This is a genomic window from Halobaculum sp. MBLA0143, from assembly GCF_041361465.1.
Classification (GTDB): Archaea; Halobacteriota; Halobacteria; order Halobacteriales; family Haloferacaceae; genus JAHENP01.
The window spans coordinates 1,646,855-1,658,796 of sequence record NZ_JBGKAC010000001.1 but is presented as its reverse complement, the minus strand read 5'-3'; the positions used below and the strand labels follow the sequence as shown (position 1 = coordinate 1,658,796).

The window sequence follows — 11,942 nt, the reverse complement described above, 5'->3', positions numbered from 1 at the left end:
ATCACTCCGTAGAACGGTCGTTGTCGTGTGTGGTCGGGGTACCGTCGTAAGCGCTTCGACTCCGCCGGGGGCTCGACGGGGTCAGGAACACCTGACGACGGTCACCCGCCGGTCGTCGACGAGCAACAGGCGTTCTGTCGACTGGCACTCGTCGGAGTCGAACGAGTCGGCGCGCGTCACCGGGACGTTCGTCTCGTAGACGCGAGCGAACGTCGTCGCCGCCGTCTCGTTCGCCCAGACCGTCGTCCAGACGGAGACGATCGTTCCCTCGGCGAGGTAACGGTCGACCCGCCCGTTGCGCCAGCCGGCGACGGTCTCCTCGGCACGGTCGAGACCGACACCGCGAGAGACTAGCGCCGTTCTGACGACGAGTGCGCCCGGCCGATCGGTGAGTACCGGGTCACTCGCGCCGTCGAGCTGTTCGGCGAACGAGCTGTTTGGAAGCGCTTCGGGCCCGGAGTCGACACCCGGGAACAGGAGCCTGTGAGTCGACCGGACGTCGATCGGGTCGTGCTTCGAGGGGCCACTCCTCGCTTTGGCGAACTCGTACCCCTCGTAGTACATCCACTGGGCAACCCTGTCGTGTGGGTGGTCGGTCCGTTCCGGTCGGAGAACGCGCGGATCGAACGTCCCGCCGTACCGTTCGACGTACTCGTACCCGACGTACGACGCCATTCCCTCGCTGATACCCCGTCTTGCGAGGACGTAGTCCGTCGTCACTTCCGAAGGTGCCTCACGCCCTCCCGGTTCGTCTGTTCTGGCTCGCAGAGAGGCCCCTCCGAGCTCGTGGGCGACCAGGAACGAGTACGACATTCCGTCGATCTCGGCCACACGTGACGGTCTCGGGAGATAGACGGTGACCGCTCCGTCCTCGGTGCCGGCATCGGTGTACGCGAGCGCTTCTGCGTCCGGAAGCGCTTCGGCGTCCCCTCTGAGGCCTACCGTCTCGAGTTCGCGTTCTCTCAGTCGGACGAGACGTGACGTTCCCTGTGTCGACGACAGACTCTCCGTCTTGAGTCGAAACTGAACGCGGTGCCGAACGTCGTCGCCGCCCCGGATCGAATCGACCCTGTGTGTCACGAGACGTAGCTCCGACTCGATGTCGCCGAGTCGCTCGGAGACGACGACTTCGTCTTCACGCTGCAACTCGGAGTCACTCGGCCGGGCATCGACGCCGAACGAGTCGTGAGCCTGCGGTCCCGAGACGGCCAGTACGACCCCGACAGCGACGATTAGACAGACTGCCATCGCACCAGCGAGGCGACTGTCCATCGATCAACAGCAGGTCACCGGGTAACAGCAGCTCCCAGTGTCTTCCTCGTAGCACCCGTCTGCGACCCCCCTACAGCAGAACTTCTCGAATTTCACGTAGAAATCGCACGGGTACAGATTACAGCAATCTGGGCCGCAACTGTACCCTTGCGACTCGCAGCTAGACGCCTCGACCGACTCCGTGTCGAGAACCGACGCGGTGAGTTCAGTGTCCTGGTCGACGACGTCGATCAACTCGTCGTCCGGTGTCTTGAGCAGGACGTAGCTACGTCCGACTTCCGGCTGAACTACGTGCTTGACGACGACGCCTGCCTGCCGTTTCAGACGAGTGATATGCGCGGAGAGTGTCCCGCTTCGCTCGATTACAGTGAGATACGTCCCCTCGTCCGCGTCGGCGGCGCCAGGGCTCTCAGACAGGCGGACAGCCTCGATGTCCACGCTGGAGACTGCCTCGGCGACTCCGGGGTCCGTGTCGGCGAACACCGCCGCGGTCGACTGACTGAATCGCTCGACAGTGCTCTCCACCGTTTCGGCGTCTCGATACTCTTCGTGCAGTTCACGAACCCCTTGCGGAACTTCAGAGCCCGCCGCTGCCCCGCTGGACACGGCTAACGTCGTTCCAATTGCGGTAATCCCGCCGCGCAACACTGCTCGGCGAGTTGGACTGTCGTCGTCGTCACCGTCTGGATCGTGGGCTAGTGTCACGTTACTCCGGATGGAATCTTCTTTATTAATCCTTTCTAAGTAGACTGGAAAGTGACACACGGTCAGATATCAATTTCATTATCAAATTTGGGGTCGAAGCACACAACAGGCGCCGCTGATCTCCCTCCGCGTACATCTTCCGTCCTCTACCCGTCCGGCGCTCGCCGTGGCGTTTATACAGTTCGGCGCGAACCGTCGTCGTATGGTCGACATCCTCGCCGAGGACCTCTCCGGCAAGGGAATCATCATGGGGGGAACGGAACTCGGGGTGCTCTACAACATCACGATGGATCTGAAGACGGGGCGGCTGGTCGATCTGCTGGTCACGCCACACGACGCGCGCGACCCGGAGAGTCTCCCGTTCGAGACGGACGACGACGGCCACCTCCAGGTACCGGTCGAGCGGGTCCAGCGCGTGGAAGACTACATCGACGTACGGCCGGCGTAGCGCCGATGCAGGTACTCGACGCATCCGCGTTCATCCACGGCTACGACACGGACGACCAGACTGCCTCGATTCCGGCGGTCCAGGCGGAGTTGGAGGGGGAACACGCCCTCCGGTTCGACGCCGAGGAGGGCGGCGGGATGCGGGTCCACGTCCCGGACGCCGCGGCGGTCGACCAGGTCCGGCGTGCCGCCGCCGGCACGGGTGACGACGGTGAGCTGTCGGAGACGGACCGCCGGCTGCTCGCGGCCGCGCTCGAACTCGACGCGCAGCTCGTGACGGACGACTACGCCGTCCAGAACGTCGCCGACAGACTGGAGATCGACACCGTCGTGATCGCCCGCGACGGGATCACGGAGCAACGCGACTGGCTGTTCCAGTGTGTCGGCTGCGGCCGGGAGTTCGACGACGACCGCGACCGCTGTCCGGTGTGTGGCAGCGACCTCACGCGCAAGAACCCGAACTGAGCCACGCCGCCACCGTCTCGCGGCCGCGTGACGACGGTGACTCTCCCGTCTCGCCTCACCCGACGACCTGGGTGTACTGGAGTCCGAACAGGACGGCGTTGTACAGCCCGTGTGTCAGCGCCGGGACGACGACGTTCCCGGTGGCCTCGTACAGGACGCCGAGGAGGACACCCAACAACGCCGCCACTAGAATGTACGCTGCCTGACCGCCCACGCCGCCGGTGACGCTGGCGAAGTGGATCGCGCCGAACACGAGCGACGCGAACGCGACGGCCGCAACCGGGCCGGCCACCCGTCGGACCTGTCCCTGGACGACCCCGCGAAAGAGGAGCTCCTCGGCCGGCCCCACGAACAGAATCGACACGGCGATCATGTACAGGAAGTACACCGGCTGGCGGCCGTCGGTCGTGATCGCTCGGTTCTGGCCCGTCTCCAGCCCCAGCTGCGACAGCCCGATCAGGAGCGCGAACTGGAGGGCCAACAGCGTCACGACGCCGGCGACGACGAGCACCGCCTCGCGGAGCGAGGGCACCCGGGCGCCGATCAGGTCGCGGGCGTCGGCGTAGTAGACGAACACGGCACACGCCAGCCCGAACCCGAGGAACTGCGCGACCGTCCGGACGACGGCGAGCTCGGCGCTGTCGGCCGCCACCCCGGCGGTCCGCGCGAGCGTGGCCGCCGGCGACACGACCAGACTCGCGCCGAACACTGCGCCCAGCACCACGAACAACGACTGTGTCACTCGGAGTAACAGCTCGTCCGGCTCCGCCTCGGACAGGCTCATCACCGGTTCGTACGGCCGCGACGGTGTAAACGGCTACGGCTCCGGGTGGCCGTGCCCGCGCCACCACGACTGTTGGTCGCACACGCCACCCCCGCCACCACAATCCTCAATCCCGCCGGCCGCCGAGAGACCCGTGTGACACTCGACCGGATCCACGTCGACACGGTCGCGCGGCTGGCGTCGGCCATCGCGGCCGGCGTCGACGACGAGGACAACGAGGACGTGACCCGACGGGTCTGGGACGAGTTCCTGGACCCGTTGCGGGCGGAGGGACGTGTCGTGTTGGAGCCGATGGGCGAGCAGGCGCTGTACGCCGTTGCGACGGAAGACGCCGTGTTGGACGACCGGCCGTTCGAGACGACCCACGGCGTCGACTCGGGAACGATGAACCCCACCGCGTTCAAGAACGGGCTCGTCCTCGACGTGGCGCAGGCGGCGATGGCGGCCGACCCCTCCGACCTGGACATCCACCGCGACCGGACGGTGCTCGTCACGGTCCACACGACGGACGCGACGTTCGCGCCGGCCGTCGGCGACGGCTGGCACCGCTACGACGACGGTCACGGCGAGCGGCGGGTGCTCCAGGTGCCCCGGTCGCGTCGGTACGCCGACGAGACCGTCCACGAGCTCGCCCTGTCGCTGGCGGAGTCCAGACACGCGCTGGCACACGCCGACGCGATCGAGGAGCTCCTGGTGCTCGACGGGCCGTTGTACCCCAAGCGACTGCTCAACTGGGGGACCCGTGACAGCGAACGACGGGAACTCGCCCACCGCGAGGAGGTGCGGGAGGCGGTCCGCAACTACGTCCGACTGACCGAGACACTGATCGAGCGTGACGTGCCGCTCGTCGGGTTCGTGAAGAACCCCACCTCCGGCTACGTCACCCGGACACTGTCGCGGGCGGGCGTGGAGACGCCGTGGCCGGACGACACCGCCCTGTTCGGCCGGTTGTTGGAGCGCCGCGAGGACGGCCGTCGGCTCACCGACCACCTCACCCTCACCAACTGGTTCCGGTCGACCGGCGGCCCGGACGAGCCGATGTCGGCCGGCGGCGACGCGCTTGGCGTCGAACGCGAACTCGACCCCGAGCTGTACGAGGTGACGTTCCAACTGCTGTACGATCCGCGGACGGACGTCCTGTTCAAGATCGAGGCGCCGTACGCCGTCACTCGGGACGAGACGACCCGCGACCGGATCACTCGACAGTTGTTGGCGGAGGTAGCCGACCGCGAGGGGCCGCCGGCGGCCGTCGGCAAGGCGGACGACCTCGCCGGCATCGGTCGGGCCGAGAAGGAGTCGCTCCGCCGGAAGTTCGAAGAACAGTTCGACGCCGAGTTCGAGCGGACGTACGACGACGTGCGGTGGGCCGACGCCTGACGCGGCGACACGCGGCGCGTCGCCGCCCCACAACGCCGCCCGACCCCAGCCGGACAGAAGGCTGATACGCGCTTGGGGTGTGAGGACACTGATGGCCGAGGACAACGACTCCGACCTGGGAGGGACGAACGACCGGACGGACGGAGCCGTCTCTGACGACCGGACGGACGGAGCCGCCTCTGACGAGCGAACGGACGGAGCCGTCTCGACCGAGCGACGGCGACTGCTCGCGGCCGCCGGCGGGCTGGGGACCGCCGCGCTGGCGGCGACGAGTGGGTGTCTGGGGGTGCTGACCGGCTCCGAACAGGCACGGTTCACCGCCGGCGCCACGACGGTTCCGGAGGCGGCGTTGTCGGAGACCGGGTTCGAGGAGTACCGCGTGGAGACGGTCACCACGGAACGGGAGTTCTCGGCGGCGGGGCAGAGTCGGACCGTCGAGGCAGTCAACACGCTCGCGGAGTACGACCGCGCGCTGGAGGTGCCCGGGCTCGGGCGTTACCGAGCGGCGCTGTACACCGCCTTCACGACGCCTGCGGTGGCGGTGCTGGGCCAGACGTTCAACCCCGTCGGCGACGCGACCGCCGCCGAGATCGCCGACCGCGCGCTCTCGCGGGTGGAGTCGTTGGAGTCGCCGACGGAGACCGGCGAGACGACGACGCAGTTCCTCGGCACGGAGACGACCGTCGGCCTGTTCGAGACTGACGCCACGCTCGTCGAAGGAGTGGACCTGGAGATCGTCCTCCACGTCACGGAGCCGGTGCGGGCGGGTGCGGACTTCGTCGTCGCCGTCGGCGCGTACCCGAAGCTGTTGCCGCAGGACGACGCCGTCGAGGCGTTGCTGTCGGCGACGGAACACGTCGAGGCGACGCCGTCGGGGTAGCCACGGCCGCAGTCCCCGTCTCGTCGACGAAGACAGGAATTGTAACTTTCGCCGGGCACGACGTCGGGCGTGAGCCACACACCCCGACCTGCGACATCCACGCGACGGATCAACAGTTACACCGCCGTCGTCTCGGAGGGGCAGAGAGACGGAATCACGGAGGGAGACAGGCTCCTGATCGAAGTCGACGGGCGCGAGACACTCGGAACGGTCGTCGACACGGACGTGGACGACGCGGTCGTCGAACTCCACAGAGAGTAGTCGTCTCGGTAGGCTCTTCTCTCGCGCCCCCCTCGCCCGACTCGATGCGCGAGGACGAACTCGCCGCCCCGGTCGTCACCCACTTCCGTGCGAGCCACGACGCCGTCACGGTGGCGTTGGAGGAGCCGTACGACCACTACGGCAATCGAGGGCAGTTGGACGTGTACGTTCGGGTGCGGGACAGTCCGCGCGTCGACCACCTGATCGAGCTGAAGGCGGACGCGGCGGTGCGGCGGGCGACCGGCGCGAACGAGGTGTTGCGGCAGTTCAGACGGGCGGAACAGTACTTCTACCCCGGGAGCGACCGAGGCGTCCGGCGGCGACTCGGCCGGACGGAGCCGGGTGTACGGCTCCTGTTACTGTTCGCGCCGACGGTCGCGTGCGTCGAGCACGTCGCCGAGCACGCGACGCTGTACGAAGCCGTCGAACCGGAGACACGGGTGGAGGCGGTCGACGCGGCGCGGAAGGTGGCGTTCCTGGTCGGGCTGTCGGAGGCGCCGGCCGGCGGGGTCCGATTCCTCTCGGTCAACGACGGTGCGGGACTGGCGTCGACGGCGTTCCGTCGGGCCGTCCCGGACGACTCCCGGCTGGCAGACGCGCTGGCGGCCGCAGATGGGGTCGCCGACGGGTCGTGAGCCGACCAGGCGGCTCCGTCGGTCGGGGGGTTTATACCCTGCGGCTGTCCACGGAGTAGTATGAGCCTGCCGGAGGTACTCCAGCGGGAGCTGGGGGAGGAGGACCCCGTCGCGCGCGTCGGGCTCGGGGGTGACGACGAACTGTTCGTCACGTCGACCCAGACACTGATCTACCGGGCGGAGGGGTTGTTGTCCGACGAGTCCGTCGAGTCGTACCCCCACGACGCGGAACGGCTCTCCGTGACGGAGAAACGACGGAAGGCCAAGGTGACACTGGACTACGGCCTCGACGGGGAACAGTCGTTCAGTCTCCCTCGTGGCTCCCTGGACGAAGTGCTCCACCCCGTCTTGGCGGGAGTGTTGTCGGCGGCGTCGATCACGGAGCCGGGCGAGACGGTCGAACGGACGTTCCGGTTCTCGGAGCTGACGCTCGTCGTGACGAGCGAGCGGCTGGTGAAACACGTCGGTGCGGCCGCCTGGGACGACGAGTACGAGGAGTACCACTACGACGACGTGACGGACGTGGACTTCGAGGAGGGCTCCGTCTCGACGTCGATTGTCCTCACCGTCGACGAGCGTCAGGAACGGTTCAAGACCCCGTCCGAGGAGACTCGGGCGGTGCGGGAGACGCTGACACAGGCGGTGTTGGACTACTACGACGTGCGGACGCTGTCGGAGTTCCGCGAGGCGGCCGCACCCGAGCCGGAGCCCGAGGCGTCGGAGCCGGCGTCTCCGGCCGGCGACGGCGACGGGGTCAACTTCGGCAGCGGACCGGACCCGTTGTCGACGGACCCGGCCGAGGTCGACGAGCCGGACAACGCCACCCGCCAGGGGGACGGGTCGGCACCGAACGGGAGTGCCGACGGGCCGGCGGCCGTCGCCGGCGCGGGCGACACCGGCGGTCAGTCGGCGGTGGAGTCGGCGACCGCCGCGGCGGAGGCCGTCGAGGGCGACGACGCCTTCGCGGAGTCGGGGTTCGAGCCGGCGGCGCCGGAAGACGACATCGCCGAGGAGGTGGCCCTCCTCCGGGAGACCGTCCAACGCCAGCGCGAGGAGTTAGAGCGCCAGGGCGACCTGATCGAACAGTTGATCGAAGAGCTCCGGCGCGGGCGGTAGTTCACTCCCGCCCGGTCACCTTCCTGACGCACGAGGAGCCGAACGGGCCGACCTCCCCCGTCTCGAACTGGACGAAGTGGCCCGTGGACAACGACTTCCCGCAGCGCCGGCAGTCGTAGTCGCCGTCTCGCCGGACGACGTTCCGGTCCAGTTCGATCGTCTGGCCGCGCACCCGTGACCGGACGGACGCGCCGTCGCGCTCGATCACGCCGCGGGTCTCGGCGGTGTCGAGAACCTCCCGGACGACCGTCGGGTCGGACGTGACGGTCTCGACGCGGTCGACCGCCTCCGGCAGCGGCAGCGACTCCTCGGCGGCGGCCGCCAGCAGTTGGACGCCCAGCTCCACCGTCTCCTCGCGAGGACGCTCGGCCGGAGCGACGAACGACGGGGTGTCGGCGACGGCCGTGTCGCCGTCCGTGGACGCTCCCGACCGCTCGCCGCCACCGTCGCCGTCCGTGGACGCTCCCGACCGCTCGTCGCTCGCGTCGTCGCCCGTCGACGACGAGAACGACGACAGCGGCGGCGTCTCGTCGTCCGTGGCGTCCGGGTCCGGTGTCACGCCGGACGTTCCGCCCCCGGCGGCTTAACCTCCTCGGCGGTGTCGGGACAGATTGAAGTGACACAGCCGACTTCCAGAGGGTATGCCGAGTCGGCGTGCGGTCGTCCGCGGTATCGCCGCGGGACTGGTCGGGAGTGGCGTCGGCGGGACCGCGACGGCCGAGGTCGGCGACGCTCGGAGCCGGGCGCCGGCGGAGCCGGCGGCCGGGTCGCCGACCTACCGCTACGACGCCGGCAACACCGGGACGACGACGGCGACCGGCCCGACCGACCAGCCGTCGGTCGTCTGGCGCCGGCAGTTCCGTCACCCGACGTTCGCCCCGCCGGCGGTGGGTCGAGAGACAGTGTTCCAGCCCACCGTCGACGGTCGGCTCGTCGCGCTGTCGGCCGCCGACGGCACGCCTCGCTGGCGGGCGTCCGTCCCCGGTGGGCTGGTGACGACGCCGGCGCTGTCGACTGCCGGGCTCCTCCTGGCGAACGAGAACCGCGAGGTGCAGTCGCTCGCGGCGGCGAACGGCAGCCGGCAGTGGGGTGTCGGCGACATCGCTCGCGGCGGCGGTGCCTGTGCGCCGACACTGGCCAACGGCCTCGTGTACACCGGCGGCGCAGACGGACTCGTCCACGGGTTCGACTGCGCCACCGGGACGACTCACTGGGAGCTACGGCTGCCGGAGGCGGTGTTGTCGTCGTTCGCGGTCGCCGACGACCGGTTGTTCGTCGCCGCCGGGCGACGGGTGTACGCCGTCGACGCGAGTCGCGTCCCAGACGCCGCAGGGACGGCCGCGGGTGTCGCGGCCGTTACCCGGGAGCCGGTGTGGTCGCACGGCTTCGACGCCCGGATTCGACCGGCCGTCGTCGCCCGCGACGGCCGGGTGGTCGTCGCCACAGACGCGGGCGTGACGGCGTTGTCGTCGGAGACTGGGGCGGTGGTCTGGTCGCTGTCGACGGCCGCACCGGTTCGCGCGGCGCCCGCCGTCGGCGCCGACCGCCTGGTCGTCCCGACGGCCGCCGGCGACCTAGTCGGCGTCGGGACAGACGGGACCGAGCAGTGGCGGACGAGCCTCGGCGTCACCGTCGACACGCCGCCGGTCGTCGCCGACGGGCGGTGTTACGCACAGCGGCGCGACGGCACTGTGTTCGCGCTCGACCCCGAGACCGGCGAGGTGTCGTGGCAGTACGACCACGACGGCGCCGGCCCGACGGCCCCGGTGGCCGTCGACGACAGACTGTACCTCACTGACTGGGACGGGAGCCTCACCGTCCTGGCGTAGTCAGTCGCAGACGGCCGCGGGGGCGGTCGCCTTCGCGGCGACGGACCCGACGAGACTCCGGGTTCACGCGAGGGTGTCGGTGACCCCCGGGCGACCCACTGTGCCTCTCGTCTCACAGCGACTCGCCACGCTCTTGAGCCGGGCGCTCGCAGGGACGTCCATGACGTTCTCCATCGTCGCACGCGACCCGGAGACGGAGGCGGTCGGCGTGGCCGTCCAGTCGAAGTTCGTCGGCGTCGGCAGCGTGGTGCCGTTCGCCGCGGCCGACGCCGGTGCCGTCGCCACACAGAGCTTCGCCAACGTGGCGTACGGCCCGGAGGGCCTGGACCTCCTCCGGGAGGGCCACGACGCCGCGACCGTGATCGACCGACTCACCGAGGAAGACGAGGAGGCCCCCCAGCGCCAGGTGGGCGTCGTCGGCCAGGACGGCTCCGTCGCGGCGTTCACCGGCGACGACTGTTTCGACTACGCCGGCGACCGCCAGGGGGAGACGTACACGGTTCAGGGCAACATCCTGGAGAACGAGGCGACCGTCGACGCGATGGCAGAGACGTTCGAGACGGAGCGGGCCGACGACGCCGGACTGCCGGAGGCGATGCTCGCGGCGCTGCACGCCGGCAACGAGGCCGGCGGCGACCAACGTGGCCAACAGGGGGCGGCGCTGTACGTCGCCAAGCCGGAGGGCGGCTACGACGGCAACAACGACCGCTGGGTGGACGTGCGGGTGGACGACCACGAGGAACCGATCGCGGAGCTGGAGCGAGTGTTCAAGCTGTACGACGTGACGCTGCTGGAGCGCGAAGAGCCCGAGGAGACCCGAGAGCTGGACGGCCAGACGGCCCGCGCGGTCGCCGAGACGCTGGCGGATCTGGGCTTCTACGACGGGGAGCCGACGACGGCGTTCGGCGAGTCCGAACGCGAGGCGCTGGAGGCGTTCCGCGGGATGAACAACTTCGAGAACCACCCGTTGCCGGTGATCGAGGACGCGCTCGCGGACGGCTGGGACGACGCCGACGGCGACGGGGAAGCGCGGATGGTGGACGCCATCTGGCACGGGCTCTCGCAGTACGATCGGAAGTAACGGCCTGCGTCCGACTCGCGTCCCACTCGCGTTCCCGCTCGTGTCCTACTCGCTCTCCCGTTCGACGAGCCGGTCGACGATCTCGTTGCTCGAGAGAATCTCGCCGTCGTAGTCGGGCTCGCGGCCGGTGGCACGAGTGACTTCACAGTCGAGTCCACGGTCGCGGAGCTGTTCGCTGATCGCGTCGCCGTCGTGGTGTTGGTCGAACCCGAGGACGATCACGTCCGGGTCGATCCGTTCGACGGGGACGAAGTAGTCGTCCGGGTCGCCGACGTGTGCCTCGTCGACGACCGCCAGCGCGTCCAACACGTCGCGGCGCTGTCGGTCGGGACACACCGGGGTGGGCTTGTGAGAGACGTTCTCGCGGCGGGCGACGACGACGTGGAGTTCGTCGCCGTGATCGGCCGCCTCGGAGAGGTAGTGGAGGTGTCCCGGGTGGATCAGATCGAACGTCCCCTGCGCGAGGACGACACGGTTCGTCGCCGCCGCCTCGTCGGTGTCGGTGTCGTCAGTCATTCGTCGTGGAGTTCCGCGTCGATGTCCGTCTGGTCGAAGTCGAAGAAGGCGTCGTCGTCCGGCAGCTCCACGTCGATCACGTCGAGTGTCGTCGGCTCCCCCTCGCGGTCGAACGCGCGCCAGTCCCGGCGACCGTACGGGTGGCCGACGATGACGTGGACCTTGCCGGCGTGGAACGTGCCGAGATCGGCGTCGCTGGGTTGCAACACGCCGTTGGGGTGTGAGTGGACGGAGCCGACGGCCTTGCCGCCGGCGGGGATCTGGTTCTCCTTGACCGTCGCCGAGTAGGGGTTCGACTCCGTCCCCGGGACGACGATCACGTCCGTGATGACGGTGCCGCGCCGGTCGAGCCCGAGGTCGCTCGCGGGCGTGTCGGCGAAGAACCCCATGTACTCGTTCGGGTGGGCGTCGTTGGACGCCTCCAACACGAAATCCAGGGTCTCCCGAGCGATACCCAGTAGCTCGCTCGACCGGAACAGGCCCATGTCCGAGGCTCCGGGCGACCGATTGGTAAGGGTGTCGATGGGCCCGGTCGGCGGCCCGCGAGTGCCCGAGAGGTTCGTGATAAATGTTC

At 69.2% G+C, this 11,942-nt stretch carries 15 protein-coding genes; 9 read left to right on the top strand and 6 right to left on the bottom strand.

Going from position 1 to position 11,942, the window contains the following annotated elements; genetic code table 11:
* Positions 1-81: 81 nt before the first annotated feature.
* Together RYH79_RS08560 and RYH79_RS08555 are read right to left on the bottom strand one after the other, a co-directional pair.
* Positions 82-831, bottom strand: coding sequence for a hypothetical protein (locus RYH79_RS08560; protein WP_370898143.1), 750 nt, complete (start codon positions 829-831; stop codon positions 82-84).
* Positions 832-1,275: 444 nt separating this feature from the next.
* Entirely contained in the window at positions 1,276-1,977 is a 702-nt protein-coding gene (locus tag RYH79_RS08555) for a hypothetical protein (protein WP_370898141.1), read from the bottom strand.
* A 202-nt stretch (positions 1,978-2,179) separates the two neighbouring features.
* On the opposite strand from RYH79_RS08555, the gene RYH79_RS08550 reads away from it, so the two are divergent.
* Together RYH79_RS08550 and RYH79_RS08545 are read left to right on the top strand one after the other, a co-directional pair.
* Positions 2,180-2,425: a PRC-barrel domain-containing protein gene (locus RYH79_RS08550; RefSeq protein ID WP_370898139.1), complete on the top strand. Its 246-nt coding sequence runs from the start codon at positions 2,180-2,182 to the stop codon at positions 2,423-2,425.
* Positions 2,426-2,430: 5 nt separating this feature from the next.
* Complete coding sequence (locus tag RYH79_RS08545) at positions 2,431-2,889, top strand: NOB1 family endonuclease (RefSeq protein ID WP_370898137.1); 459 nt, start codon at positions 2,431-2,433, stop codon at positions 2,887-2,889.
* A gap of 55 nt (positions 2,890-2,944) precedes the next feature.
* On the opposite strand, the gene RYH79_RS08540 is transcribed toward RYH79_RS08545, so the two are convergent.
* Entirely contained in the window at positions 2,945-3,673 is a 729-nt protein-coding gene (locus RYH79_RS08540) for a CPBP family intramembrane glutamic endopeptidase (RefSeq protein WP_370898135.1), read from the bottom strand.
* A gap of 135 nt (positions 3,674-3,808) precedes the next feature.
* On the opposite strand from RYH79_RS08540, the gene RYH79_RS08535 reads away from it, so the two are divergent.
* The 5 genes from RYH79_RS08535 to RYH79_RS08515 all read left to right on the top strand — a co-directional run bounded on the left by RYH79_RS08535 (position 3,809) and on the right by RYH79_RS08515 (position 7,942).
* Positions 3,809-5,050: a DNA double-strand break repair nuclease NurA gene (locus RYH79_RS08535; RefSeq protein WP_370898133.1), complete on the top strand. Its 1,242-nt coding sequence runs from the start codon at positions 3,809-3,811 to the stop codon at positions 5,048-5,050.
* Positions 5,051-5,141: 91 nt separating this feature from the next.
* Complete coding sequence (locus RYH79_RS08530) at positions 5,142-5,930, top strand: DUF6517 family protein (protein ID WP_370898131.1); 789 nt, start codon at positions 5,142-5,144, stop codon at positions 5,928-5,930.
* A gap of 69 nt (positions 5,931-5,999) precedes the next feature.
* Entirely contained in the window at positions 6,000-6,191 is a 192-nt protein-coding gene (locus RYH79_RS08525; protein ID WP_370898129.1) for a hypothetical protein, read from the top strand.
* A gap of 44 nt (positions 6,192-6,235) precedes the next feature.
* On the top strand, positions 6,236-6,826 hold the full coding sequence (locus RYH79_RS08520) for a hypothetical protein (RefSeq protein ID WP_370898127.1): 591 nt from the start codon (positions 6,236-6,238) through the stop codon (positions 6,824-6,826).
* Positions 6,827-6,886: 60 nt separating this feature from the next.
* Complete coding sequence (locus tag RYH79_RS08515) at positions 6,887-7,942, top strand: DUF7115 domain-containing protein (RefSeq protein ID WP_370898125.1); 1,056 nt, start codon at positions 6,887-6,889, stop codon at positions 7,940-7,942.
* Between the two features lies 1 nt (position 7,943).
* Here RYH79_RS08515 and RYH79_RS08510 read toward each other — a convergent pair whose 3' ends face one another.
* On the bottom strand, positions 7,944-8,288 hold the full coding sequence (locus RYH79_RS08510) for a DUF5830 family protein (RefSeq protein ID WP_370900823.1): 345 nt from the start codon (positions 8,286-8,288) through the stop codon (positions 7,944-7,946).
* Between the two features lie 295 nt (positions 8,289-8,583).
* On the opposite strand from RYH79_RS08510, the gene RYH79_RS08505 reads away from it, so the two are divergent.
* Both RYH79_RS08505 and RYH79_RS08500 read left to right on the top strand, forming a co-directional pair.
* Positions 8,584-9,771 (top strand): outer membrane protein assembly factor BamB family protein, encoded by a 1,188-nt coding sequence (locus RYH79_RS08505; protein WP_370898123.1) that lies wholly within the window; start codon positions 8,584-8,586, stop codon positions 9,769-9,771.
* Positions 9,772-9,931: 160 nt separating this feature from the next.
* The gene (locus tag RYH79_RS08500; protein ID WP_370898121.1) at positions 9,932-10,852 is read left to right on the top strand and encodes a DUF1028 domain-containing protein; all 921 of its coding nucleotides are present in this window, start codon (positions 9,932-9,934) and stop codon (positions 10,850-10,852) included.
* A 45-nt stretch (positions 10,853-10,897) separates the two neighbouring features.
* On the opposite strand, the gene RYH79_RS08495 is transcribed toward RYH79_RS08500, so the two are convergent.
* Both RYH79_RS08495 and RYH79_RS08490 read right to left on the bottom strand, forming a co-directional pair.
* Complete coding sequence (locus RYH79_RS08495) at positions 10,898-11,368, bottom strand: FAD synthase family protein (protein ID WP_370898119.1); 471 nt, start codon at positions 11,366-11,368, stop codon at positions 10,898-10,900.
* Positions 11,365-11,853, bottom strand: coding sequence for a JAB/MPN domain protein-containing protein (locus RYH79_RS08490; RefSeq protein ID WP_370898118.1), 489 nt, complete (start codon positions 11,851-11,853; stop codon positions 11,365-11,367). Before RYH79_RS08490 ends, RYH79_RS08495 begins: the two co-directional genes overlap by 4 nt.
* Between the last annotated feature and the right edge of the window lie 89 nt (positions 11,854-11,942).